General features: G+C 55.6%; 24 protein-coding genes and 1 tRNA gene. 23 read left to right on the top strand and 2 right to left on the bottom strand.

The features are described from left to right. Positions 1 to 4 precede the first annotated feature (4 nt). From B9Z44_RS04655 to B9Z44_RS04590, 14 genes are all read left to right on the top strand, one after another. The gene (locus B9Z44_RS04655; RefSeq protein WP_108358245.1) at positions 5 to 622 is read left to right on the top strand and encodes a TorD/DmsD family molecular chaperone; all 618 of its coding nucleotides are present in this window, start codon (positions 5 to 7) and stop codon (positions 620 to 622) included. Positions 623 to 813: 191 nt separating this feature from the next. Further along, complete coding sequence (locus tag B9Z44_RS04650; protein ID WP_108358244.1) at positions 814 to 1032, top strand: formate dehydrogenase; 219 nt, start codon at positions 814 to 816, stop codon at positions 1030 to 1032. A gap of 11 nt (positions 1033 to 1043) precedes the next feature. Next, a complete protein-coding gene (locus B9Z44_RS04645) occupies positions 1044 to 4007 on the top strand; it encodes a formate dehydrogenase subunit alpha (protein WP_108358243.1) in 2964 nt (987 codons plus the stop codon). 10 nt (positions 4008 to 4017) lie between these two features. After that, entirely contained in the window at positions 4018 to 4647 is a 630-nt protein-coding gene (gene fdh3B, locus B9Z44_RS04640) for a formate dehydrogenase FDH3 subunit beta (protein WP_104799369.1), read from the top strand. After that, on the top strand, positions 4644 to 4865 hold the full coding sequence (locus B9Z44_RS04635) for a hypothetical protein (protein WP_108358242.1): 222 nt from the start codon (positions 4644 to 4646) through the stop codon (positions 4863 to 4865). The genes fdh3B and B9Z44_RS04635 overlap by 4 nt, the downstream gene beginning before the upstream one ends. A 15-nt stretch (positions 4866 to 4880) precedes the next feature. Next, entirely contained in the window at positions 4881 to 6020 is a 1140-nt protein-coding gene (locus B9Z44_RS04630; RefSeq protein WP_108401823.1) for a formate dehydrogenase subunit gamma, read from the top strand. 22 nt (positions 6021 to 6042) lie between these two features. After that, a complete protein-coding gene (locus B9Z44_RS04625; RefSeq protein ID WP_108358240.1) occupies positions 6043 to 6408 on the top strand; it encodes a hypothetical protein in 366 nt (121 codons plus the stop codon). A 72-nt stretch (positions 6409 to 6480) separates the two neighbouring features. Next, on the top strand, positions 6481 to 7368 hold the full coding sequence (locus B9Z44_RS04620; protein WP_108358239.1) for a formate dehydrogenase accessory sulfurtransferase FdhD: 888 nt from the start codon (positions 6481 to 6483) through the stop codon (positions 7366 to 7368). Beyond that, positions 7365 to 10070, top strand: coding sequence for an ABC transporter permease (locus B9Z44_RS04615; protein ID WP_108401822.1), 2706 nt, complete (start codon positions 7365 to 7367; stop codon positions 10068 to 10070). Before B9Z44_RS04620 ends, B9Z44_RS04615 begins: the two co-directional genes overlap by 4 nt. Positions 10071 to 10095: 25 nt before the next feature. Then, positions 10096 to 10785: a DNA alkylation repair protein gene (locus tag B9Z44_RS04610; protein ID WP_108401821.1), complete on the top strand. Its 690-nt coding sequence runs from the start codon at positions 10096 to 10098 to the stop codon at positions 10783 to 10785. A 24-nt stretch (positions 10786 to 10809) separates the two neighbouring features. Further along, positions 10810 to 11214: a group II truncated hemoglobin gene (locus tag B9Z44_RS04605; RefSeq protein WP_108401820.1), complete on the top strand. Its 405-nt coding sequence runs from the start codon at positions 10810 to 10812 to the stop codon at positions 11212 to 11214. A gap of 15 nt (positions 11215 to 11229) precedes the next feature. Next, positions 11230 to 12555: a DUF6402 family protein gene (locus B9Z44_RS04600; RefSeq protein WP_146180587.1), complete on the top strand. Its 1326-nt coding sequence runs from the start codon at positions 11230 to 11232 to the stop codon at positions 12553 to 12555. 3 nt (positions 12556 to 12558) lie between these two features. Further along, a complete protein-coding gene (locus B9Z44_RS04595) occupies positions 12559 to 13149 on the top strand; it encodes a hypothetical protein (RefSeq protein ID WP_108401818.1) in 591 nt (196 codons plus the stop codon). Next, a complete protein-coding gene (locus tag B9Z44_RS04590) occupies positions 13146 to 13859 on the top strand; it encodes a dihydrodipicolinate reductase (protein ID WP_342748868.1) in 714 nt (237 codons plus the stop codon). The genes B9Z44_RS04595 and B9Z44_RS04590 overlap by 4 nt, the downstream gene beginning before the upstream one ends. A 4-nt stretch (positions 13860 to 13863) precedes the next feature. On the opposite strand, the gene B9Z44_RS04585 is transcribed toward B9Z44_RS04590, so the two are convergent. Beyond that, positions 13864 to 14505: a Smr/MutS family protein gene (locus tag B9Z44_RS04585; protein ID WP_108401817.1), complete on the bottom strand. Its 642-nt coding sequence runs from the start codon at positions 14503 to 14505 to the stop codon at positions 13864 to 13866. Beyond that, entirely contained in the window at positions 14502 to 15179 is a 678-nt protein-coding gene (radC, locus tag B9Z44_RS04580) for a RadC family protein (RefSeq protein ID WP_108402804.1), read from the bottom strand. Before radC ends, B9Z44_RS04585 begins: the two co-directional genes overlap by 4 nt. 64 nt (positions 15180 to 15243) lie before the next feature. Between radC and B9Z44_RS04575 the strand changes: the two genes are divergently transcribed. The 9 genes from B9Z44_RS04575 to B9Z44_RS04535 all read left to right on the top strand — a co-directional run bounded on the left by B9Z44_RS04575 (position 15244) and on the right by B9Z44_RS04535 (position 24506). Further along, on the top strand, positions 15244 to 15702 hold the full coding sequence (locus B9Z44_RS04575) for an FKBP-type peptidyl-prolyl cis-trans isomerase (protein WP_108358235.1): 459 nt from the start codon (positions 15244 to 15246) through the stop codon (positions 15700 to 15702). 6 nt (positions 15703 to 15708) lie between these two features. Then, a complete protein-coding gene (gene ispH / locus B9Z44_RS04570; protein WP_108401816.1) occupies positions 15709 to 16647 on the top strand; it encodes a 4-hydroxy-3-methylbut-2-enyl diphosphate reductase in 939 nt (312 codons plus the stop codon). A gap of 15 nt (positions 16648 to 16662) precedes the next feature. Continuing rightward, the gene (gene serS / locus B9Z44_RS04565) at positions 16663 to 17985 is read left to right on the top strand and encodes a serine--tRNA ligase (RefSeq protein ID WP_108358233.1); all 1323 of its coding nucleotides are present in this window, start codon (positions 16663 to 16665) and stop codon (positions 17983 to 17985) included. Positions 17986 to 18016: 31 nt separating this feature from the next. Next, positions 18017 to 18496, top strand: a complete 480-nt coding sequence (locus tag B9Z44_RS04560; RefSeq protein WP_146179011.1) for a hypothetical protein — start codon at positions 18017 to 18019, stop codon at positions 18494 to 18496. A 34-nt stretch (positions 18497 to 18530) separates the two neighbouring features. Beyond that, positions 18531 to 18620: transfer RNA gene (locus B9Z44_RS04555), tRNA-Ser, on the top strand. A gap of 284 nt (positions 18621 to 18904) precedes the next feature. Next, complete coding sequence (locus tag B9Z44_RS04550; protein ID WP_170108471.1) at positions 18905 to 21964, top strand: CHAT domain-containing protein; 3060 nt, start codon at positions 18905 to 18907, stop codon at positions 21962 to 21964. A gap of 24 nt (positions 21965 to 21988) precedes the next feature. Continuing rightward, a complete protein-coding gene (locus B9Z44_RS04545; protein WP_108358178.1) occupies positions 21989 to 22438 on the top strand; it encodes a hypothetical protein in 450 nt (149 codons plus the stop codon). Continuing rightward, complete coding sequence (locus B9Z44_RS04540) at positions 22438 to 23223, top strand: hypothetical protein (protein WP_108358177.1); 786 nt, start codon at positions 22438 to 22440, stop codon at positions 23221 to 23223. The genes B9Z44_RS04545 and B9Z44_RS04540 overlap by 1 nt, the downstream gene beginning before the upstream one ends. A 38-nt stretch (positions 23224 to 23261) precedes the next feature. Next, positions 23262 to 24506, top strand: a complete 1245-nt coding sequence (locus B9Z44_RS04535) for a voltage-gated chloride channel family protein (protein WP_108402803.1) — start codon at positions 23262 to 23264, stop codon at positions 24504 to 24506. Positions 24507 to 24512 lie beyond the last annotated feature (6 nt).

The raw sequence follows: 24512 nt of genomic DNA, 5'->3' as shown, positions 1-24512 counted from the left end.
TTCTATGACCGAACCTCATTTGTCCTCCGCTCTCGACGAAGAAACCGCACGCGCTGAGCTGTACGGTTTGATTTCTGAGTTGTTCTATGCCCCCGCTCGCCCCGAGTTGTTGGCGCAACTGCGCGTGGCTGCGACTGATGCGCCTACTTCGGGCGGCTTTCTAGAAGAACCTTGGCGACAGTTGGTGGCGGTGGCCCGCGAGATGGACGACAAGAGCATCCAAAACGAGCACCACGCGCTGTTTGGTGGTGTGGGCAAGCCCGAGGTGTATGTGTACGCCTCGCACTTTTTGACCGGCTTTTTGAACGAAAAACCCTTAGCGCAATTGCGCACCGACCTGGCTGCGCTGGGCTTGGGACGAGACGACACCACCATGTCCGAAACCGAAGACCACGTGTCTTATGTGTTTGAGGTCATGCGTTTCTTGGTGGCGGGTGATGATGTGTCGGTGTCTAACCTCACACAACAAGCCAAATTTTTTGCGGCCCATGTGCAAACCTGGTTGCCCGCGTTCTGTGATGCTTTGCAAGCCACACCGCGTGCGCGCTTCTATGCGGCGCTGGCCGACTTGACCCGTGCGTTTGTGAGCGTTGAAGCGCAGGGTTTTGACATGCTGGCTTAGTCGTTGGCACGGCTGCATCGTTTCTTTTTTTTGACGAGTTTATTTGACGCTTAGGTGACAAGAGAAGCCTTGAAAGGGACAGGATCCTGGGCATTTCAAGGGTTACTGACGTAAGTACGTATAGGACAAACTCACATCATTGGTACATTATGCAAAGTCGTGCATACCCACGACATCACGAGGAGCTAACAATGCAAAAAGAACAAACCAAAGACCAAGCGACACCGTCGCGCCGTGGTTTTTTTATGGGTGCCGCTGCTGCAGGTGCTGCCGCTGCTGCTGTGACAGCCATGCCTGGCCTCAATACCCCCTCCGCCGAATTGAACAAACTTCCTCCCGCGCCTGAAAACGGTGGCGGCTACAGCTTGAGCGAACACGTCAAGCGTTACTACCAGACCGCTCGCGTCTGAAGGAGTTGCACATGTTGTTGACCCGTAAAACAGATTCAGCTGCCCACACTGCTGGCAGTTCTGCCTTCGTTGGCCGCTTGCAACGTGGCTTGTCGCAGGCTTTGCCGACGCTTGACCGTCGTGGCTTTTTGCGCCGCTCAGGTTTGGGCATTGGCGTGGGTTTGGCTGCCACACAGCTGAGCTTGGTGAAAAAAGCCAACGCTTCTGGCGCTATGTCGAATAACGGCGGTGGCAAGATTGAAGTCAAACGCACGGTTTGTACCCACTGCTCTGTGGGCTGTGCGGTGGATGCCGTGGTTGAAAACGGCGTTTGGGTGCGTCAAGAACCGGTGTTTGATTCCCCCATCAACCTCGGTGCCCATTGCGCCAAAGGTGCGGCCCTGCGCGAGCACGGCCACGGTGAGTTCCGTTTGCGTTACCCGATGAAGTTGGTCAACGGCAAGTACGAGCGCATCAGCTGGGACACGGCCCTCGAAGAAATCAGCGCCAAGCTGCTGGACTTGCGTAAAACCGCAGGCCCAGACAGTGTGTACTGGATTGGCTCGTCCAAGCACAACAACGAACAAGCTTATTTGCTGCGCAAGTTTGTCAGCTACTTCGGTAGTAACAACTGCGACCACCAAGCCCGTATTTGTCACTCCACCACGGTGGCCGGTGTGGCCAACACGTGGGGCTACGGCGCGATGACCAACTCGTACAACGACATGCAAAACAGCAAGGTCGCTTTGTACATTGGTTCCAACGCTGCCGAAGCCCACCCTGTGTCGATGCTGCACATGCTGCACGCCAAGGAAAACGGCTGCAAGATGATCGTGGTGGACCCACGATTCACACGCACCGCAGCCAAGGCTGACGAGTACGTGCGTATTCGCTCTGGCTCTGACATTGCTTTCTTGTTCGGCCTCTTGCACATCATCTTCAAGAACGGCTGGGAAGACAAAAAGTACATCAACGACCGTGTGTTCGGCATGGACAAGGTCAAAGAAGAAGTCATGGCCAAGTGGACGCCAGACAAAGTGGAAGAGGTTTGCGGTGTGACGCCTGAGCAGTTGCTCAAAGTGGCCACCATGCTGCACGAAAACAACCCCGGCACCATCGTGTGGTGTATGGGGCAAACCCAGCACAGCATTGGTAACGCCATCGTGCGTGCTTCTTGCATCTTGCAGTTGGCTTTGGGCAATGTCGGCAAGGCCGGCGGCGGCACCAACATTTTCCGCGGCCACGACAACGTGCAAGGCGCGACCGACGTTGGTCCTAACCCTGACTCCTTGCCCGGCTACTACGGCATCGTGGAAGGCTCATGGAAGCATTTCGCCAAAGCGTGGGGTGTGGAATTCGATTGGCTCAAAGGCCGTTTCGCATCGCCCGCGATGATGACCAAGCCTGGCATCACCGTCTCGCGTTGGATCGACGGTGTGTTGGAAAAGAACGAGCTCATCGACCAAGACAGCAACCTCAAAGGCGTGTTCTATTGGGGCCATGCACCCAACTCACAAACCCGTGGTTTGGAGATGAAGCGTGCCATGGACAAGCTGGACTTGTTGGTGGTGGTCGACCCCTACCCTTCAGCCACTGCTGCCATGGCCGCGATGCCCGGTAAAGCCGAAGACCTCAACCCCAATCGCGCGGTGTACTTGTTGCCCGCTGCCACGCAGTTTGAAACCAGTGGCTCGGCCACGGCCTCGAACCGTTCGTTGCAATGGCGCGAGAAGGTGATTGAGCCTTTGTGGGAAAGCCGCTCTGACCACATGATCATGTACCAATTGGCCGAAAAACTCGGCTTTGGCAAAGAGTTGGTCAAGAACTACAAGCTGCAAAAAGTCAAAGGCATGGACGAACCCATGGTCGAAGACATCTTGCGCGAAATCAACAAGTCGGTTTGGACCATTGGCTACACCGGCCAAAGCCCAGAGCGCTTGAAAGCGCACATGCGCAACATGCATCTCTTTGACGTCAAGACCCTCAAGTCCAAAGGCGGCAAAGACAAAGAAACCGGTTACGACTTCGGTGGTGACTACTTCGGCTTGCCTTGGCCTTGCTACGGCACACCCGAACTCAAGCACCCAGGCACATCCAACCTGTACGACACCTCCAAGCACGTCATGGACGGCGGCGGTAACTTCCGCGCCAACTTCGGCGTCGAGAAAGACGGCAAAAACCTGTTGGCTGAAGATGGCTCGCACTCCAAAGGCGCGGACATCACCACGGGCTATCCCGAACTCGACCATGTGTTGCTCAAGAAACTCGGTTGGTGGGACGAACTCACCGATGCCGAAAAAGCATTGGCCGAAGGCAAGAACTGGAAGACCGACAACTCGGGCGGCATGATGCGTGTGTTCATGCAAAACCACGGTTGCCATCCCTTCGGCAATGCCAAAGCGCGTGCCGTGGTGTGGAACTTCCCAGACCCCATCCCGCAACACCGCGAGCCTTTGTATGGCACGCGTCCTGACTTGATGGAAAAGTACCCCACGCACGCTGACAAAAAAGCGTTCTGGCGTCTGCCCACTTTGTACAAGACGATCCAAGACAAGAACGTCGCCGACAAAGTGCACGAGAAATTCCCGCTCATCCTCACCTCTGGCCGTTTGGTCGAGTACGAAGGTGGCGGCGAAGAAACCCGTTCCAACCCTTGGTTGGCCGAGTTGCAACAAGAAGCATTTGTCGAGATCAACCCCAAGACCGCAGCTGACCGTGGCATTCGCAACGGCGAACGTGTGTGGCTGAAGAGCCCCACAGGCGCACGTTTGAATGTGCAAGCGTTGGTGACAGAGCGTGTGGACACCGGCACCGTATGGATGCCCTTCCACTTTTCAGGTCGCTGGCAAGGCGAAGACATGCTCAAGTACTACCCCAAAGGCGCAGCGCCCATCGTGCGCGGTGAAGCGGTCAACACGGCCACCACGTATGGTTACGACAGCGTCACCATGATGCAAGAAACCAAAACCACCGTTTGCAACATCGAACGCGCCTAAGGAGAATTAAATGGCACGCATGAAATTTATCTGTGACGCTGAGCGTTGCATCGAGTGCAACGGTTGCGTCACCGCTTGTAAAAACGAACACGAAGTCCCATGGGGCGTTAACCGCCGCCGTGTGGTCACTTTGAACGATGGCGTTCCCGGCGAGAAATCGATCTCTGTCGCGTGTATGCATTGTTCAGATGCACCTTGCATGGCCGTTTGCCCTGTGAACTGCTTCTACAAGACCGACGAAGGCGTGGTCTTGCATGACAAAGACATCTGCATTGGCTGCGGCTACTGCTCTTACGCTTGCCCATTTGGCGCACCTCAGTTCCCAAGCCAAGGCACCTTCGGTGTGCGCGGCAAGATGGACAAGTGCACCTTCTGCGCCGGTGGCCCAGAAGCCAACGGCAGCGAAGCTGAGTTTGAAAAATACGGTCGTAACCGTTTGGCCGAAGGCAAGTTGCCTGCTTGTGCCGAAATGTGTTCGACCAAAGCTTTGCTCGCTGGCGACGGCGATATGGTGGCCGACATCTTCCGCAACCGCGTGGTCAAGCGCAACAAGGGTGCAGAAGTGTGGGGCTGGGGCACGGCTTATGGCTCTAAGCAAGCCGGTCAGGCACCTGCCAAAGTTGAAGGAGTGAAGAAATGATGAAACGCATCGCATTCATTCTGCTCAGCGTCGCGGCACTCACCGCTTGCGGTGAGAAGGCTCAAACCCTCGGCACCAAAAACGACGCCACCGCCTACAGTGGCGCTACCAATAGTTTTGTCGCCCCCGGCTGGACAGCCGGTGACAAAACCAGCTGGGAGCAGCACTTGCGTGCTCGCGGCCAATACGGCCAGAACGACAACAGTCGCGCACCGTAAAACAAGGGGCACATCATGTACCGCTCTTTTCAATCGGTGTTGTGTGCAGCGTTGACGGTGTTCGCACTGTCGGCTGTCGCACAAGACAAAGCGCCTGCGACGGCTATGGCCGTGCAGAGCGTCAATATCCAAGACGTCAAGCCTGACGCCAGCGATTCGCCCGGCTATGCCGAGCAAACCAATGGCGAACGTGGCAAAGTTCAGCCCGGCAACAACGCGCCCATGTGGCGCGCGGTGGGCGGCGGCGTGGAAGGCTATAGCAGTCTGCCCAAGTCACAAGCCCCAGAAGCTGGCGTGTTGATTCAACCCTTTGTGCAATACCCAGGCTCACGCCTCACCAACGGTGGTGAGGCTTGGCGCCAAGTGCGCAACAACTGGATCATTCCTTACGGCGGTTCGCTGTTGTTGATCGTGTTGGGCGCGGTGGGCGTTTTCTACTGGCGCAAAGGCATGATCAAGTTACATGGCAAACCGACGGGTGTCGAGATTGAGCGCTTCACACCGTTCGAACGCTCAGCCCACTGGACCAATGCCATTGCATTTGTGGTGTTGGCCTTGTCTGGCGTCACCATGGCTTTCGGCAAGTTCTTCATGCAACCGATCATTGGCGACACGCTGTTTGGTTGGATCACTTACTTGCTAAAGAATGCGCACAATTTTGCAGGCCCTCTGTTCGCGGTGTCTTTGACTGTGGTCTTTGTGACCTTCTTGAAAGATAACTTGCCAAGCAAAGAAGACTTTGTGTGGATCATCAAAGGCGGCGGTTTGCTCAGCGGCCACGAGGTGCCATCACACCGCTTCAATGCGGGTGAAAAGATCGTGTTCTGGGGCGGCGTGTTTGCCCTTGGTTTGGTGGTGGTGGCGTCTGGCTTTGTGCTCGACAAAATCATTCCCTTCCTTGTGTACGAGCGCAGCACCATGCAAATGGCGCACATGATTCACGCAGTGGCCACCTTGCTGATGATCGCCATGTTCATCGGCCACATCTACATGGGCACCATCGGGATGGAAGGCGCTTACAAAGCCATGAAGACCGGCTATGTGGACGAGACATGGGCCAAAGAGCATCACGAACTCTGGCACGACGACATCAAGGCTGGCAAGATTCCAGCCCATCGCTCCGAAGAAACCTCGGGCACCACAGCGCACGTTTGATGCGCTGAACAGGAGAACCACAATGAACAAAGCACTCTTCGCACTGATCTTGGCTGCTGTCAGCGCCACGGCTTTTGCCAAATTGCCCGCACCCAATGACGAAGCCAAGGCCAAAGCGGCTGAAGCTGCCGCTAAGACAGCACACGCTGGTAAAACTGATGCCTACTTGTTGTGCAAGTCGCAAGACAAAGTGGCCGCCCACGTGCAAAAGACCAACAAAGCCAAAGCAGGCAAGCCCGAGGCCACACCGCCTTGTGCTGACCCCGGCAAGTTTGTTTACACGCCACCTGAGGCAGCCGCTTCTGCACCGGCTGCCGCTGCATCGGCTCCTGCTGTGGCTGCCGCCCCAGCGAAAGCCGCCGCACCTGCTGCACCCGCTAAGAAGTAATCCATACAGCCTTGCTGTTCATTGGGCCGCACCGCAAGGTGGCGGCCCTTTTTGTTGTAGCCTTGTCGGCTTATGTCTATTGCATCTTCTACTTCTCCTGTGTTGCCACGCCTGACCCAAGCGCAAGCTGAACTGACCCGACAGATTGACGTCGTGAACGAACATGGTGTGCGTGAACAGGTGTCCATCCCCGCCGAGCGTGCATTGACGGTCTATGTGGACAAACGCGAAATCGTCACGCTGATGACCTTGGGCGCACATCCCGAGCTGTTGGTGCTGGGCTATTTGCGTAACCAACGTTTGGTCGCGGATGTGAGTGAGGTTGAATCCATCACGGTGGATTGGGAAGCAGGCGAAGACGGTGCAGGCGTGGCTGCCGTCAAAACTCGACACGGCATTGCCGACATTGCCGCACGTACCGAAAAGCGTGTGGTCACCACGGGCTGCGGTCAGGGCAGTGTGTTTGGCGACTTGATGAGCGAGATTGATGGCTTGGCGTTGCCCGATGCGCGCCTCAGCCAAGCGCGTTTGTATGGCTTGCTCAATGCCATTCGCGTGCAAGAAACCACTTACAAATCGGCAGGCTCGGTGCATGGTTGCGCCTTGTTCAGCCGCGAGTTTATGCAAATCTTTGTCGAAGACGTGGGCCGTCACAACGCGATAGACACCATCGCCGGCTGGATGTGGATGAACGGGGTGGTTGCCGATGCCGATTCAATTTTTTACACCACGGGCCGCTTGACCAGCGAGATGGTGATGAAGTCTGCGCAAATGGGCGTGGCTGTGGTGGTGTCGCGCAGCGGCATCACGCAAATGGGCTACGACGTGGCCACGCGCTTGCAGCTGTGCACCATTGGTCGCGCCACCAACAAACACTTTTTGGGCTACACCGCACTTGAACGTTTGCAGTTGGACCCGTCACTGGCGGTTGGTGGTGTACGCAAGGTGAAGCAAGCATGAGCGAGCGCACGCAAGATGCGTTTACGCAAGACGCAGCGCAATCGCTTGGCGCGGTGGTTAAACCGGCAGGCGTCAAACGAACAGGCGTGACTTGGTGGACGCAAGCGTGGCGCACGCTGTGGCGCGATGCCCGCGCAGGCGAGCTGCGCTTGCTGGTGGTGGCCGTGGCGCTGGGCGTGGCAGCACTCAGCTCGGTCAGCTTTTTGGCCGACCGTTTGAACGGTGGTTTGCAGCGCGATGCCCGTCAACTTTTAGGCGGTGATGTGGTGGTGGTGAGCGACCAAGCCACACCCGCGCACATCATGCAACGCGCCAAGGCCGACGGCTTGCAAGGTGTGACCACTTTGAGTTTTCCGACCATGGCGCGTGGTCAATCGCAAAGCGGTGCAGAGAGCAACAGCCGTTTGGTGGCGCTCAAAGCTGTGGAGATGGGCTACCCCTTGCGCGGCGAACTCAAAGTTGCCAGCAGCTTGGCGCAAGCGGACGTGACAGAAAAAACCAACGCCATTCCCGCCAGTGGTGAAGTATGGGTCGAGCCTGCAGGTTTAGAAGCCTTGGGCCTCGATGTGGGTGACAGCGTGTCGCTAGGCAACAGCTTGTTGCGCATCAGCCGCGTGCTGGTGAACGAGCCAGACCGTGGCGCAGGCTTCATGAACTTTGCACCGCGCGTGTTGATGAACAGCGCTGACTTAGACGCCACGGCTTTGATCCAACCCGCCAGCCGCGTGACCTGGCGCTACGCAGTCGTGGGCGCAGACAACGCCACGAAAAACTTTTTAGCGTGGGCCGAAGCCGAGAGTAAAAAACCAGAAGTGCGCGGTGTGCGTGTGGAGTCGCTCGAAGCAGGCCGCCCCGAGATGCGCCAAACCTTGGACCGTGCGGGCAAGTTCTTGAACTTGGTGGCTTTGCTTGCGGCGTTGCTCAGCGCGGTGGCCGTGGCACTCGCGGCCCGCGCCTTTGCCGCACGCCATTTGGACGACTGCGCCATGCTGCGCGTGTTGGGCCTGAGTCAGCGCCACATTGCGTTGTCGTACACCGCCGAATTTGTGTGGGTGGGCACCTTTGCCAGCACCTTGGGTTTGGCCTTGGGCTATGCCGTGCACTTGGTGTTTGTGGCTTTGCTCAAAGGTTTGGTGGACACCGCCTTGCCTGCGCCCAGCGTGTGGCCGGTGGTGTATGGCTTGGGCACGGGCCTCACTTTGTTGCTGGCGTTTGGTTTGCCGCCTGTGCTGCAGCTGGCCAGCGTGCCTGCGCTGCGCGTGATGCGCCGCGATGTGGGTGAACTCAAAGCCACCACGCTCAGCGTGTGGGCCTTGGGACTCACCGGTTTTGCCGTGCTGTTGATCGCTGTCAGCCGTGATTTGAAATTGGGCCTCATGGTGGTGGGTGGCTTTGCAGGTGCGGTGTTGGTGTTTGCGGGCATGGCCTGGTTGGCCGTGCAGGTGCTGCGCCGCAGCGTGGTGGAGGGCAGTGCGCCGCCGTGGCTGATGTTGGCCACACGACAAATCAGCGCACGTCCTGTCTACGCCATGGTGCAGGTGAGCGCGCTGGCGGTGGGCTTGTTGGCCTTGGCCTTGTTGGTGCTGCTGCGCACTGACCTCATCAGCAGCTGGCGCAATGCCACGCCGGTGAATGCGCCCAACCGTTTTGTCATCAACATTCAACCAGATCAAGCCGCCTCGTTTTTGCAAACCCTGCACGACGCAGGCGTGCGCAAGCCCGATTGGTACCCCATGATTCGTGCGCGCTTGGTGGCGGTCAATGGCAACACCGTCACCCCCGACAGCTACACCGAAGAGCGTGCCCAGCGTTTGGTGGACCGCGAATTCAACGTGTCGTTCAGTGCCGATCAACCTGAGCACAACTCGGTCGTTGCAGGTGCGTGGCAAGCTGAGGAGCTGGATGGTTTGAGCATCGAAGACGGCATTGCCAAAACCCTGAAACTGAAGCTGGGCGACCGCTTGCGCTTTGACATGGCGGGCGTGTTGCACGAAGCACGCATCACCTCGGTGCGACGTGTGGACTGGACCTCCATGCGTGCCAACTTCTTTGTGATGTACCCCGTCAGCCGCCTCGTCACGGGCGCGGGCTTTGATGTGCCCACCACCTACATCGCTGCTTTCCGTGCGCCGCAGCGTGTGGCAGGTGCAGACGCAGTGGCTGAAGCAAGCGCCACGCCTTCTGCCAACCCGACCCGCAAGTTGGTGAAGTCTTCTCCCACATTCGACAACCAACTCATCAGCCGCTTCCCCAACGTCACCAGCGTGGACATGGGTGCAACGCTGAACCAAGTGCAAAGCGTGCTTGGCCAAGTGGTGAGTGCGGTGGAGTTTTTGTTCTTGTTCACCTTGGCCGCTGGCTTGGTCGTCTTGTTTGCGGCGGTGACCGCCACGCGCGAAGAGCGTGCGCGTGAATACGCGGTGTTGCGTGCCTTGGGTGCGTCCAACCACTTGCTCGCCAAGGTGCAGCGCGCCGAACTGGCGGGCGTTGGCGCGTTGGCGGGCTTCTTGGCCAGTGGCGTCGCGATGGCCATGGGCTGGGGCTTGGCCCGCTTTGCGTTTGAGTTTGAATGGACGGCCAGCCCGTGGGTGCCTGTGTTGGGCGCAGTGGTCGGTGCGTTGTTGGCTTTGGCTGCAGGCTGGTGGGGCCTGCGAGATGTGCTGCGTCGCCCAGTGGTGCAGACCTTGCGCCAAGCATCTTGAATTGCACGGTAGCTTGTAGAGCAAGATGACGCCTAAGCAGTTTGTCCATGCCGTTGAACACGCTTTGATGCCCTTGGCCGATGAAGCCAAGGCCCAAGGCATGAAAGCCTATTTGCTCAACCAATTTGAGTTCTTAGGATTGGCAGCGCCCGTGCGCCGCGCAGCGGTCAAAGAAATTGGCAAAGTGAAGTGGCAAAGCTCAGCTGATTTGTTGGCCGCCGCCGAACTACTGTGGCAAAAGCCCGAGCGTGAATACCGCTACACCGCCGTGGACTTGCTGCGCCAACACAGCGCCTATTTAAACGTGAACGACCTACCCGCATTGCAGGCATTGCTGCTGCAAGACGCTTGGTGGGAAACCGTGGATGGCCTGAGCGCCGTCATAGCCGAGGTCATGTACGCAGCCGTGCAGCTAAAACCCAATGCAGCCGTCACGATGGATGTGTGGCTCAAACACCCCAGCCATTGGGTGCGCCGCTCAGCCATGTTGCACCAGCTGGGCTGGCGTTTGGACACCGACACTACGCGTTTGTTTGGCTATGCAACACAACTAGCGGATGAGAAAGAGTTTTTCATTCGCAAAGCCATTGGCTGGGCGCTGCGCGACTATGCGCGGTGGAACTCACAAGCTGTGACGGAATTTTTGGTGGCACACCGCGCACGCTTGTCGGGCCTGACGGTGCGCGAAGCTGCCAAACACTTGACCTTGCCCTGATCCATTCGCGCGACAATCAGCCTTATGCAAATCGAAGAAAAACCACCTTTTGATACCCCATTTGAATGGATAGGCGGCGAGTCCCGCGTGAAGTTGTTGGTCGATCGTTTTTACGATTTGATGGATTTAGAGCCGGGCTATCTGGAGCTGCGTCAGGCCCACGGCCCAGAACTGGCCAACGCGCGTGAACGCTTGTTCATGTTCTTGTGCGGCTGGTTGGGCGGCCCTGATTACTACGTTGAAAAACACGGCCACCCACGATTGCGCATGCGCCACATGCCGTTCTCCATCGGCATCAAAGAACGCGACCAATGGGTGGCGTGTATGGACCAAGCCATGGGCGAGACGGGTGTGCCTGAAGATTTGCGCACGCGTTTGAAAGTCAGTTTTTTCCAAACAGCGGATTGGATGCGTAACAAAGGCGTGTGATCTAGGTGAAATTGAGTGTTAGCATTTATTACTACAAATGAATGCTTTTACTTAGTTCAGCCGATGACCAAAAAAGTACCTTACTACACGCCTGTTGGCTTGATGAAACGCTGGACTCTGCAGAATGGCGATAAAGGTTGCCAGCGATTGCCCTTTGACGATGTCGCTCTGAGCATAGACAGACCAGCTCCCGCTTCACCCAAGCGGACAAGCACCGCAATTAGTCAACAACCTACCGCTCGACCTGTAACAGACCCATTGAAAAAAATGGTCACCGACATCATGGACTTGCACGACTACCTTGCTGCCCCGGTACCAGTCAAACCCGCCAAGGTTGCACCAGCTGCCCTTGTGCAGCCGCAAGCCAAACCACCTGCTAGGCCGCCTGCATTTGACTTGCAAGATATACCTTCGGCTATGCGAAAAATCGGTTGGCTTAAATCAGCCGAGTTGATGGAGCGGTGGTTCAAAGGGGTGTTGAACTATTCACCAGACAAAACCTCAGAAAGCAAAGGCATCAACCAACACAGTGTGCGCTACCCCGCTGAGTTTGTGGATACCGAGACCATCACGTGGGACTGGCTGTTAACTTACCCCGCTGTCGCTGATGGGTTAAACACCTTGGTGCAGCCGGGGGAGATTGACAGCACGAAGGTGAATGAAAGCGGCGTCAGCGCATATTCAAATGCCAAGAAAAGTGCACTCAAGCTGCTAGATGCGCAGTACCGCACATTTACCGGAGAAATAGATGCCTTGGCTGCTTGCAAGGGCGACATTTGGGCATTGCATGACCGCTGTCAATTTCAACTCAACAAAATGGGCTTTCTGTCGTACCTCAACTCCGACTTGGCGGGAGCCTTGGGCGACTTTGCCATTTACGCCGCCATCGCCTATGCCAAGGTTGAGCGGCAAGACTTTGTCCCGCACACTGTCACCATCACCCACGTGTATGCCTATGTCAAAGACAACTATTCGTTTTCAGATGCCCCCGGCAAAGCATCTCAATACTTAGGCCATTGGAATAAAAACGGAGTTATTTTTTCTCCGGCGACGATAACCGTCCATCTGGCTACCTACCTTCGTTTGCTAGGTGCAAGAACGGAGTTGGACTACCCCATTGCACGTTCAACCACTGACAACCCTTACCTTGACGGTACAGATGCCATGCTTACCTTGGGTGACCCACTTAAAGCTGAAGATGTTTTCTACCCAGCTCGTAACCGCGACTTTAGAAATTGGCAGTCTAAACACCAACAGGGCGGCAACATCATGGTGTTTTCTGACCTGAAATTAATACGCCTAGTTAAGCCTATCAAGTTTGCGATTCCTCTGGAGGGTTGAGTGATGGGTGAATTGAATATATGGACGGTGGGTTGGAGCATTGTTTTAGTTTTGAATTGGTTGATAGACCATGCTTTTTGGATAGGAGCTGCAATCTATGGTCGTAGCTTGTTGCGACGCATGCGGCGCGAGTTGGCCGAGCAAGGGCCTGCTGATGGGGTGCAACGCAAAGCTGTGCAACGTCGCTATCTCAAGCGGTTTTTAGTGGTGGCTTGTTTGTGGTACGCGGCAGGGAGTGCATGGTTTTATTACAAAGATGCACAGGCGCGGCAAAGTGCATATAACTGTGACAAAAGCGTATCTACTGAGGATGGCGGGGCGTACATTGGCGATGAGTGTGCACTTCTTAGACAGCCTTGGTCTAATAAAGAGGGGACTGCTGGTGTTCGTGATGGTTTTTCAGCCTTGGTACGAATCTACTCATCGAAAACAGGTGAGTTGTTGGCAGAGGAGTTTGTCGCCAATCCTGAGGGCGCGTTGCACTGGGAGAAAGACAACGTGTGGATTCATGGTTCCGATACGGAGGGTGAATCTGGACTCATGATTGAACTTCCTCCTAGTCGTTGGCGGCAGCTCAAAGCGAAGTTGCCATGAAGTTGCTGTCCAAATTCCAGCTGCAAACAACAGAAGTGCAAGTCATCATCGTTGGCTCGGGCAAATTAGGCCGAGAGCTTTTCACCTCTTTCAAAGAAAGGGCTGCTTTTCCTGTCATAGCTTGGACAGGTGATGCAGCGTATTCTTTTCCGTCGGTGGTGGTGCATACGGGTTCTGGTCGCGAGCTGGACGATGTGGTGAGCTATTGCGAACGTACGCGTTCAATTTTGTTGGAGCTTTCCACAGGCTCGACGTTGTTGAAGAGGGAAGTTGCTTGTCCAGTTGTGATTTGCCCCAACACCAATATCTTGATGCTCAAGTTCATGGTCCTACTAGCTCAGGGTGGACATCACTTTAAGAACTACAAAATTCAAATTACTGAATCGCACCAAGCGGATAAGTCATCAGTTCCTGGCACGGCAGTCAACTTGGCGGAGTCGCTAGGTGTGTCGCCTGAAAAGATTAAATCGCTCAGAGATGTGAGCGTGCAACGCGACGTTTTAGGCATTCCAGAGGAATATCTGTCTAGGCATGCGTATCACCGGCTGGTGATTGAAGACGGATTGAGTAGCGTTGCGTTAGAGACCAAAGTGTTTGGTTCGACACCGTATGCAGATGGCGTGGGTCAAATCATTCAGGCAGTTTCTAAGAATGATTTAGAGCCTCGTCGTTACAACGTTTTAGAACTAATTGACATGGGTTGGCTCTGAGCTGTTAGCCAGCACTAGGCCCCAGCAACACCACCAACGCCCCCGCGCCCCCATCCGAAGGTTTGGCCTGCACAAAGGCCAGTACCTCGTTTTTCTGCACCAACCAACGCTGCACTTTACTTTTCAGTACCGGTTCTTTGCCGGGCGAGCCCAAACCTTTGCCGTGCACCACGCGCACGCATCGCCAGCCCATGCGTTTGGCGTCGCGCACAAATTGGCCCAGTGCTTCGCGCGCTTCGTCGCTGCGCAAGCCGTGCAGATCCAGCTGGCCTTGCATGGCCCATTCGCCTTTGCGCAGTTTGCGTGTCACATCGGTGCCGATGCCAGGGCGTCTGAAGCTGAGTTGGTCGTCCACATCGAGCAGTGTGCTCACATCAAACTCGTCGCTCATGCTCTCGCTCAATGCGGCTTGGTCGTCCAGCTCTTGTTGTAGAGGGCGCGCCGCTGGGCGGGGTGGCGCGATGAACACGCGGTCTTTGGCGGCGATGGGTTTGACGTTACCCACCGCGTGCGTGAACAAATTGCGTTCTGCTTCAGCACGACGCTCAGCTTCGCGACGTGCTTCTTCGGCGGCAGCCGCAGCGAGGGCAGCCGCGTTCACTTGCTGGCGGATAGCGCCCAAGTCTTGCAGCGATTTAGCTTTCACAGCAACCCCTCTTCGGCCATCGACAAATACTTGCCTTGCGCCACGATGATGTGATCGCGCACGGTCACGTCAATCAGGGCCAGTGCTTCTTGCAGGGTGCGGGTGAGTTTCATGTCAGCTTGCGAGGGTTTGACGGTGCCGCCTGGGTGGTTGTGGGCCAGCACCACGCCATCGGCGCCCAAAGCCAAGGCGGTCTTGGCGACTTCGCGCGGGTAGACCATGGTTTGCGACAGCGAGCCGCGAAACATGGGCTGGTACGACAGCAGGCGGTTATGGGCATCGAGAAACAAAACGGCAAAGACCTCGTGTTTGAGTTGGGCGAGTTCGAGTTGGAGGTATTGTTTCACCGCATTGGGTGAATTCATCACCGTGGTTTCAGTTAATTGTTGGGTCAGGGCGCGGCGGGCCATTTCCAGCACGGCCACCAGTTGCGAGCGTTTGGCGTCGCCGCCCATGCCTTTGAAGGTTTTGAGCTCGGCGGCGCTGGCGTGGATCAGCCCGGCAAAGCCCTTGAAGCGCTCTAGCAGTTCTTGGGCCATCACAAACACGTTTTTCCCCTTGATGCCCGTGCGTAAAAACAAGGCTAGCAGCTCGGTGTCGGTCAGCGCCGAGGCTCCGTGTTTGAGCAGCTTTTCGCGTGGGCGCATCTCGATGGGGAGCTGCGCAATGGTCATTGGTTCGGGCATTCGGTCCATATTGAGAGCTTTCTACAATAGGTGGTTCAACACAGAGAGTCCCATGACTGCATCCAACGCTCACCCTACCATCGGCCCCGCTTCTTTTTTAACGCTGCACTATCGGCTTTCGGGACCGCAAGGCGATGTCATCAACACGTTCAATGACAAACCCGCCACGCTCTCGCTGGGTTCGGGTGAGTTGTCGCCCGCGTTGGAGCAGCGTTTGATGGGGCTCGAAGAAGGCACGCGCACCACGTTTGAGCTAGCCGCTGGCTTGGCCTTTGGTGAGCGCAACCCCGACATGCAGCAATGGGTGAGCAAGAGTTTGCTCAAAGAATTTGGCGACCCCGATGAGCAATACAACGTGGGCGATGTGGTGCAGTTTCCTGCGCCCACCGGCCAAGGCTCGTTTGCGGGCGCGGTACAACAAGTGACCGACGACCAAGTGCTGTTTGACTTCAACCATCCTTTGGCCAATCAGCCCGTGACGTTTGAAGTTCACGTCATTGGTATTTTGTAAATCGCCATGAGCAACAACAGCTTGCAAGAAATCGTACTCGCCGCACCCCGTGGGTTTTGTGCAGGCGTGGACCGCGCCATCGACATCGTGGACCGTGCCCTTGAAAAGTTTGGTGCGCCTGTGTATGTGCGCCACGAGATCGTGCACAACACCTTTGTGGTGGCTGACCTCAAAAACCGGGGCGCTATCTTCATTGAAGACTTGGCCGATGTGCCTGCAGGTGCCACGCTGGTGTTCAGCGCCCACGGTGTGCCTAAGGCTGTGGAAGAAGAGGCTGCACGACGCGGCTTCACCGTGTTTGATGCCACTTGCCCCCTGGTGACCAAGGTGCATGTGGAAGTGGCCAAGCTGCACAAAGAAGGCTTCGAGTTCATCATGATTGGCCACAAAGGCCACCCCGAAGTGGAAGGCACGATGGGCCAGTTGCTCGATGGCATTTACTTGGTGGAAGACGTGGCCGATGTGGCGCACGTCAGCCCGAAGCAAACCGAGCGCTTGGCCGTGGTCACGCAAACCACGCTCAGCGTGGACGATGCGGCCCTCATCACCGAAGCCGTGGTAGCGCGCTTTCCAAACATTCGCAAGCCCAAGATGCAAGACATTTGCTACGCCACCCAAAACCGCCAAGACGCGGTGAAGGTGTTGAGCAACGAGGTCGAGTTGGTCATCGTGGTGGGCAGCCCCACCAGCTCCAACAGCAACCGCTTGCGCGATGTGGCGCAGCGCTCGGGCGCACAGAGCTACATGGTCGACAACGCAGACGAACTCAAAGAAGAATGGTTTGAAGGCGTGACCCGTGTGGGCCTGACCGCCGGAGCCTCAGCGCCCGACATCTTGGTGCAACAAGTCATTGCCCGCATGCGTGCCTTAGGCGCCGTGTCTGTACGAACCCTCGATGGTGTGGAAGAAACCATCAAATTCCCTCTGCCCAAAGGGCTGAAGTAAAAGGACTGAAACTCAATGCTCGACATCAACCAACTGCGCCGCGACCTGCCCAGCGTCATTGCCAAACTCGAAAAGCGCAAGAACCCACAAGCGTTCTTGAATGTGGATGCTTACCAAGCTTTAGAGGCTGAGCGCAAAACACTGCAAACACGTACCGAAGAGTTGCAAGCCAGCCGCAATGCGCTGTCTAAACAAATCGGCATGCTCAAAGCCAAAGGCGAAAGCGCTGACGGCGTGATGGCGCAAGTGGCCGACATCAAAACCGAACTCGACACCTCGGCCGTGCGCTTAGACGCCTTGCAAGCCGAGCTGCAAACCTTGTTGTTGGCCGTGCCTAACTTGCCCCACGACAGCGTGCCCGCAGGCGAAGACGAACACGGCAACGTGGTGCTGCGCAGCTGGAGCCCCACAGGCACCGAACCCGCAACTTTGGGCTTCGAACCCAAAGACCATGTGGACTTGGGCGAGCCTTTGGGCCTCGACTTTGAAATGGGCGTCAAGCTCTCTGGCTCACGCTTCACGGTGATGAAGGGCCAAATTGCCCGCATGCACCGTGCGCTTGCGCAGCTCATGCTGGATGTGCAAACCCAAGAGCACGGCTACACCGAGTGCTACACGCCCTACATCGTGAACGCCGACAGCCTCAAGGGCACAGGTCAGTTACCCAAGTTTGAAGAAGACTTGTTTGCTGCCAAGAAGGGCGGCCAAGAGGGCGAAGCTGCCAGCGAAAGCGCTGCGCTGTACCTGATTCCTACCAGCGAAGTGCCGTTGACCAACTTCGTGCGCGATGTGGTTTTGGCTGAAAACGAGTTGCCCATCAAGCTGACCGCACACACACCTTGCTTCCGTTCTGAAGCTGGCAGCGCTGGCCGCGACACACGTGGTTTGATTCGCCAGCATCAGTTCGACAAAGTCGAGATGGTGCAAATCGTGCACCCCGACAAGAGCTACGAGACCTTGGAAGAAATGACAGGTCATGCCGAAGCCGTGTTACAAAAGCTGGGCTTGCCTTACCGCGTGATGTTGCTCTGCACGGGTGACATGGGCTTTGGCGCCACCAAAACACACGACCTCGAAGTCTGGCTGCCCGCGCAAAACACCTACCGCGAAATCAGCTCGGTGTCGAACTGCGAAGCCTTCCAAGCCCGTCGCTTGCAAGCGCGTTTCAAAAACGCCCAAGGCAAGAACGAACTTGTGCACACCTTGAACGGTTCAGGCCTCGCCGTGGGCCGCACCTTGGTGGCCGTGTTGGAAAACTACCAACAAGCCGATGGCAGCATCCGCGTGCCTGAAGCGCTGCGCCCTTACATGGGTGGCGTGACAGAGCTACGCGGCTGATACAGTTCGCAAAACTTTAGGAATGAACGCTGTGAAAAAATTATTTCTTTTGCTGGTCACAGCGTTGCTGACCGCTTGCGCGAGCACCAATGATTCGCAAACCAATGCGGACAATGGCCAGCGCCCCAGCATGGACCAATTTGGGCGCATGCCAATGCCCGTGGGCACCAAGCTGCGCACACCAGAGTCTTTGATCTTTGGTGTGGGTGAGGGCTGGTTAGGCCGTGCAGTGTTTGAGCTGCCCAATGACGCCAACGCGAGCTACAACTTCTTTGCTGAGCAGCTGCCTCGTCAAGGTTGGACCATGATCGCTTCTGTACGCGGTAAGAAAAGCCTGCTCGTGTTCACACGCGCTGACCGTGCCGCCACGATTGAGATTGAAGACAGTGGTTTGTTTTCTGGTTCGCTCGCATCCATGACTGTCAGCCCCGTGGGCAGCACAGGCGGTGCATCTGCGGGCGCGGGTGTGGTGGTGCAGCCTTTGGGCGGCGCTGGCGCACGTCGCCCCTGATAGAATTGCGGCTTCGACAAACGACACCGAATCAGGAGAAGTGGCAGAGTGGTCGAATGTACTTGACTCGAAATCAAGCGTAGGGGCGACCCTACCGAGGGTTCGAATCCCTCCTTCTCCGCCAAACGAATAAAGCCTCGATGCATTTGTATCGAGGCTTTTATTTTTTCTGGATGCCTGAAAAGTAATTCATAAGAATCCAATAGATGAAATTAAGTTGGCTCTTTTAAGAAAACTCCTTATTTTTAAAACTAGGATTACTTATAAATTTGAGGGCGTGATTGATTTGCCATAGGGGGCTTTATGTTTGCAATGCGTCAATGCAGGGTTTGGACATTGTTTGTTTGCATGACCTTGGGAGGATGTTGGCCTGCGTGGGGGCAAGACCCCTCGTCTATCGAAACAGATTTGACATCTCTGAAGGTGCCCCCTCGCACCGTGACTGACGTGTTGCGTGCCGTGGATAGCGCGAAGGCTGATCCTGCCGAAATGGCCCAAGCCAAAGAGTTTGCAATTAAGCCAATCCCCGACGCTACTGATGTCGAGCATTTGCACAGCTTTTATCGCCAACGTGCCATTGCGTATCAGCGCCTTGGAAAAATGAATTTGGCAATTCAAGACGCAAGGCTGATCACAGAAAAATACAAGAGCAGCGACAAACGCGTGCAACTGGAATCGTTGCTCGAGTTAGGGGTTTATGAGCAGCGGGGTGGCAATTTGAAAAATGCCATCAAGGCCTACGAAGAGGCGAGGAACAATATTCCGAACAACTTGGCCGGTTTTTACATGAGTGCAAACCGGCATTTGGTGGGTGCTTATGCGCAAGCTGGAAATTTTGAAGCATCAGAGGCCGCGTTGAGAGACGCAGAGTCGACCTTGGTGATTTTGCGGCGCTCTCCCAGCTACAGCACCATCGGTGTTTTTTGGGAAGCTAATTTAGACGCTGCACGGGCGATTAACTTTTCTTACCAAGGCCGTTGGGTTGAAGCTGAGCGTGCGTATCGCTTGTGCATTCGAAAAATGGAGCGAGGGTTAGAGGACATTTACGCTGAAGATGCAAACCCGAAAAACCCAGATCCTGTCAAGACCAAGAGAAACCTCAAAGGTGCCATGCAGTTTAAGGTGACGCGTCAATTGGAATTGGCCAGTGCCATCATGATGCAAGGCCGTTTAGTGGAGGCTGAAATTCAGGTGCGCGATGCACTTGAGACAACGCTCAAAACGCATGACAAAAACTCAGTAGAAGTCGGCTTTGCACTGAATCGCTTAGCGCGCATCATCGCTGAGCAGGGGCGATCTCCTGAGTCTGTGTTGGTCGCAAAAGAAGCCATCAAAACATTTCAGGCAGGCGGGGCCTCCGATGACTCTTTGCCCTTGATCAATGGGCGTAAGGCGCTCGGTTCTGCGTTGGTCTCTGACCGTAAATACGCAGAAGCTGACCTTGTTTTTGGTGAAATGAAGAAGGGCATTGCTGCGAACACTGCAGAGGGCCCACAAATTCCATCCAATGATTTGGATTGGGTGATCGCCATGCTCAAACTCGGCAAAGTCGCTGATGCCGAGCGCATGACGCATGCCATGTTGGCTTCAGTGGCGAAGCAATCGAATGTGTCAGAAGGGCGGCTCAATTATTTAGAAGCGTTCAATGGCATGGCCATTCATGCGGCGGGCAAAGATGATGATGCTCGAAAAATTTACGTGAAGACCATGCCCAACTTGATAGAACGGGTACGCAACGACTCAGAAAACCAAACAGGAGGCGGCAAACAGCAAGAGCGGATGGTGATGCTTTTGGAAGACAACATTTCGTTGTTGGCCAAGCAAACCAAAACCCATCCGCATTTGGCGAGTCAAGTTGCCGCAGAGGCGTTTGGCTTGGCCGATTTGGCACGAGGCAGCGGCGTGCAGCGCGCACTCAATGCCAGCGCTGCGCGTGCCAATATCAAGGATCCCCAGTTAGCGGCTTTGGCGCGTAAAGAGCAAGATACCCAGCGGCGCATCCTCTCACTTGAGGATGTGTTGACAGGGTTGATGTCTGCGCCGCCTGATCAGCAGTTGCCATCAATTCAAGCCAAGCTCAAAGTGGACATCGCCAATTTCAAATCTGAGCGGGAAAAGTTCAGAAAAGAGATTGAGTACAAGTTCCCTGATTACGCTGATTTGGTCAATCCCAAACCCGCCACCATTGAGCGCACGCGCCACTTGCTTCGATCAGATGAAGTTTTAGTGTCTTGGTACTTTGGAGAAAAAGAAGGATTCGTCTGGGCGATCACCAAGACCGGCGCACCGCAGTTCCATGCCTTCAATTTGGGTCGTCCGAAAATGGCCGAAATTGTGGGAAAGCTGCGTAAATCACTGGATGCTGGTGTGGCCACGATCGACGATATTCCGGCGTTCGATGTGGCCTTGTCGCACAATTTATACAAAACAATTTTGGAGCCAGTTCAGGCATCTTTGCAGGGTAAGAAAGTCATGCTCACTGTGCCGCATGCCGAGCTTGGCCAGCTGCCACTGGCGCTGTTAACCACGAAGCCTGATTCACAGCCTGCCAAAGCCAAGGGTGGAGATTTCACTGAGTACCGCAAAACAGCTTGGCTGATCAAAGACATTGCTGTTTCGCAATTGCCTTCGGTGACCGCTTTGGCGGCATTGCGAAATTTGCCCGCACCGCCAGCTGATCGCCGAGCTTTCGTTGGATTTGGTGATCCTTTTTTCAGTGTCGAGCAAGCCAAGATCGCAGCAAATACAGCGGCTCGTTCAACCAATGCAATGGCAACACGTGGTATTCCATTGAAACTTCGAAACGCACCAAAAACATCGGGTGTGAGCAGCGCCGAGCTGGCTTTATTGCCGCGTTTACCGGATACCAAAGAAGAGTTGCAAGAAATTGGCAAAGCATTGTCTGCAGATCCAAGTCAAGATATTTTCTTGAACAAGGAGGCCAGCGTGGCGCGTGTGATGGAGATGGATTTATCCAAACGCCAAGTGGTGATGTTTGCGACACACGGTTTGGTGCCTGGTGAGTTAGATGGTTTGTCCCAGCCAGCATTGGCTTTGAGTGCGCCGGATGTGACGGGTGAAGGTCGGGGGGATGGTTTGTTGACCATGGAAAAGATTTTGACCTTGAAGCTCAATGCGGATTGGGTGGTCTTGTCAGCATGCAATACGGCAGCTGGCGAGGGCGCAGGTGCAGAGGCTGTTTCCGGCCTAGGCCGTGCATTTTTCTACGCGGGTGCCCGAGCTTTGTTGGTCTCGAATTGGCCTGTAGATTCCGAGGCCGCACGGCTGCTGATGACGGATATGTTCAAGCGCCAACAGCTCAAGCAAGGTCAGAACAAGGCTGAGTATTTGCAGGCATCTATGGTGAATATGATTGATGGCGTTGGATCCGTGGATGGCAAGGGTAAAGTGAAATACTCGTATGCACACCCCTTGTTTTGGGCGCCGTTTGTGGTTGTCGGGGATTGAGTTAAATTTAAAAAGAGAGTCGATATGTTTAAGAAAATTCAAATCATTTATTGGGTGTGGCTGACCTCCGTTTTGGCCTCTGCCTCTGTCATGGCTGCGCCACTCATCACAGCCAAAGAGGCGCAAATGCCCGCAGCGAGTGGTGAGCTCAAAACCCGAGGCATTGCCCGCGGGCCTGGCATCAAGGTGATTTCGCCTGACATGACGGCACCGGAGATCAAAGGCCCCTTTGATTTGAAAGTCGTGTTTGAAAGTCGTGGTGGCAACAAGATTGACGCATCTGCCGTGAAGGTGACTTACCTCAAAGCGACAGCGATTGATTTGACTCCGCGTCTCAAAGCTGCGATCACAGAAAGCGGCATTGATTTCGGCAAAGCGGAAGTTCCACCCGGTGAACACGCGGTGAAGATCACCGTCAAAGACGTGGATGGCCGTGAATCTAATACTGTGATGAATTTGGTGATCGGTAAGTGATGGAGTGCGTGTACTGCCTCAGCCCTGTGGATGAGAAGGCCAACGTGTGCAAGGTGTGCACACGTGATTTGTACTTGTTCCGGCCCTTGCTTGAAAAAGTCAAAGCGCTGGAAGCAAAAGTGGCTGAGCATCAAGAGCCCACTGCGTTGCAAGCGAGGATTGAATCGCTGCAAGAGCAGCTAGTCGCCGAGCGGGCGCGTCATGAGAAAGAGCAAGCAACGCCCTGGCGATGGGCTGCTGACTTGGCTCAATTCATCTTCATTCCTTTGGCGCTGTTGTTATTGGCGCATGCGTTGATCACGGTGGTGTATGACATCAACATGCTTTACCTTCGCATCGCCTCCATGGTGCTGCCTTTGCCGTTTGGCTTTTATTTGTTCAAGAGCCGTTCACGTTCGATCTTGGCGTGGTTTGTTGCAACGGGCGGCTTGGCCGCTATGTCGGTCATTGGCATGAGCGCCATCACTGGGTGGGTAGACCAAACCCCTGTGATGCCCCAAAGCATGGTCGAGTGGCGTGAATTCATTGAATATGCAGCCAGCATCACCTTCAGTTTCTTAACGGGCATGTTGGTGGGGGGGATGTCCTATCACCGTTTACAGCGTGTGCGCATTTCGCAGGAGCCCTCTTTTCTGGCAACGCTTGTGAGCAGCTTGAGCAAAGGTAAGTCATCGCCCAAAGACCTGCAAGAAACCATCAAAAAGCTGGAGGAAATTGGCGGGAGTTTGGTTGCAGCAGGCACAACCGCGATGTCGATTTACACAGGCTTGAAGGCTTTTATGTGATCCATTTGGCGTACAGGTGAATGGGCGAAAATACGGCCATGCACCTGTTTAGTCGCCAAGTATTGATCGCGCTCTTTTCTTACGTCGCCAAGGCGGTGGTGCTGGCCGTCTTGGTTGCTGGATTGGCAGGCTCTGCCTCAGCCCTGTTTCTTTTCTCGCTCGATTGGGCGACCCAGACCCGTGAAGCCAACCGTTGGCTGATTTGGGGTTTGCCCGTGGCGGGCTTCTGTGTGGGCTGGCTGTACCTCAAGTTTGGTCAGCACGTCGAGGCTGGCAACAACTTGTTGATTGACGAAATTCACGACCCCAAAAAAGTAGTGCCTTTGCGCATGGCTCCGTTTGTGTTGGGCGGTACGGTGATTTCTCATTTGTTTGGCGCATCGGTGGGCCGTGAAGGCACGGCGGTGCAAATGGGCGGCGCACTGGCCGACCAGCTCACCCACTTTTTCAAGCTCACCCACACTGACCGTCGCATGGTGTTGATGGCCGGTATCAGTGCCGGTTTTGCCTCCGTCTTTGGTACGCCCTTGGCCGGTGCTGTGTTTGCGCTAGAAGTGTTGGCGATTGGTCGCCTGCGCCTTGATGCTTTGCTGCCCTGTGTGATTGCTGCGGTGGTGGCTGACCAAGTGGGCTTGCTGTGGGGCGTGCAACACACGCCATACGAAGTGGGTTTGGTGCCTCAGGTCACGCCATGGCTGCTGGCAGCCATGTTGGTGGCAGGTGCCGTGTTTGGTTTGGCTGGCAAGGTGTTTGCTGATGGCACACATGCGCTGAGTGGTGTGATGAAAAAGCACATTGCCTATGCACCGTTGCGCCCTTTCTTGGGGGGCGTAGTGATTGCCGCTGTGGTGATGTGGGGCAGCTTTGACCGCTACATCGGTTTGGGTATTCCGGTGATGGTGGAGGCTTTCGGTCATCCCCTCCCACCCACCGACTTTTTAGGCAAGATGGTGTTCACCATTGCGTCGCTGGGTTCAGGCTTCAAGGGCGGGGAAGTGACGCCTTTGTTCTACATTGGCGCCACACTGGGCAATGCCTTGGCGCCGTTGCTGGATGTGCCGTTTGCACTGTTGGCTGCGGTGGGTTTTGTGGCCGTGTTTGCAGGGGCTGCCAATACGCCGATAGCGTCGACCTTGATGGCGATGGAGTTGTTTGGGGCAGAGATCGGCGTGTTTGCCGCGCTGGCCTGTGTGATGAGCTATGTCTGCTCGGGTCATGCTGGCATTTACCGTGCGCAACGCGTGGCGCATCGCAAGACGGATGCGCCGTCTCAGCCTTCTTAGAATGGG

Origin of the sequence: Limnohabitans curvus, assembly GCF_003063475.1 — a bacterium.
GTDB lineage: Bacteria > Pseudomonadota > Gammaproteobacteria > Burkholderiales > Burkholderiaceae_C > Limnohabitans > Limnohabitans curvus.
Note: the sequence above shows the minus strand (reverse complement) of the source record. Positions and strands in the feature narration are given on the sequence as shown.

Excerpts from the sequence above, each read along its gene's own strand:
- B9Z44_RS04655 (WP_108358245.1), top strand. The coding sequence starts at position 5 with ATGACCGAACCTCATTTGTCCTCCGCTCTCGACGAAGAAACCGCACGC.
- B9Z44_RS04650 (WP_108358244.1), top strand. The coding sequence starts at position 814 with ATGCAAAAAGAACAAACCAAAGACCAAGCGACACCGTCGCGCCGTGGT.
- B9Z44_RS04645 (WP_108358243.1), top strand. The coding sequence starts at position 1,044 with ATGTTGTTGACCCGTAAAACAGATTCAGCTGCCCACACTGCTGGCAGT.
- fdh3B (WP_104799369.1), top strand. The coding sequence starts at position 4,018 with ATGGCACGCATGAAATTTATCTGTGACGCTGAGCGTTGCATCGAGTGC.
- B9Z44_RS04635 (WP_108358242.1), top strand. The coding sequence starts at position 4,644 with ATGATGAAACGCATCGCATTCATTCTGCTCAGCGTCGCGGCACTCACC.
- B9Z44_RS04630 (WP_108401823.1), top strand. The coding sequence starts at position 4,881 with ATGTACCGCTCTTTTCAATCGGTGTTGTGTGCAGCGTTGACGGTGTTC.
- B9Z44_RS04625 (WP_108358240.1), top strand. The coding sequence starts at position 6,043 with ATGAACAAAGCACTCTTCGCACTGATCTTGGCTGCTGTCAGCGCCACG.
- B9Z44_RS04620 (WP_108358239.1), top strand. The coding sequence starts at position 6,481 with ATGTCTATTGCATCTTCTACTTCTCCTGTGTTGCCACGCCTGACCCAA.
- B9Z44_RS04615 (WP_108401822.1), top strand. The coding sequence starts at position 7,365 with ATGAGCGAGCGCACGCAAGATGCGTTTACGCAAGACGCAGCGCAATCG.
- B9Z44_RS04610 (WP_108401821.1), top strand. The coding sequence starts at position 10,096 with ATGACGCCTAAGCAGTTTGTCCATGCCGTTGAACACGCTTTGATGCCC.
- B9Z44_RS04605 (WP_108401820.1), top strand. The coding sequence starts at position 10,810 with ATGCAAATCGAAGAAAAACCACCTTTTGATACCCCATTTGAATGGATA.
- B9Z44_RS04595 (WP_108401818.1), top strand. The coding sequence starts at position 12,559 with ATGGGTGAATTGAATATATGGACGGTGGGTTGGAGCATTGTTTTAGTT.
- B9Z44_RS04590 (WP_342748868.1), top strand. The coding sequence starts at position 13,146 with ATGAAGTTGCTGTCCAAATTCCAGCTGCAAACAACAGAAGTGCAAGTC.
- radC (WP_108402804.1), bottom strand. The coding sequence starts at position 15,179 with ATGACCATTGCGCAGCTCCCCATCGAGATGCGCCCACGCGAAAAGCTG.
- B9Z44_RS04575 (WP_108358235.1), top strand. The coding sequence starts at position 15,244 with ATGACTGCATCCAACGCTCACCCTACCATCGGCCCCGCTTCTTTTTTA.
- ispH (WP_108401816.1), top strand. The coding sequence starts at position 15,709 with ATGAGCAACAACAGCTTGCAAGAAATCGTACTCGCCGCACCCCGTGGG.
- serS (WP_108358233.1), top strand. The coding sequence starts at position 16,663 with ATGCTCGACATCAACCAACTGCGCCGCGACCTGCCCAGCGTCATTGCC.
- B9Z44_RS04545 (WP_108358178.1), top strand. The coding sequence starts at position 21,989 with ATGTTTAAGAAAATTCAAATCATTTATTGGGTGTGGCTGACCTCCGTT.
- B9Z44_RS04540 (WP_108358177.1), top strand. The coding sequence starts at position 22,438 with ATGGAGTGCGTGTACTGCCTCAGCCCTGTGGATGAGAAGGCCAACGTG.
- B9Z44_RS04535 (WP_108402803.1), top strand. The coding sequence starts at position 23,262 with ATGCACCTGTTTAGTCGCCAAGTATTGATCGCGCTCTTTTCTTACGTC.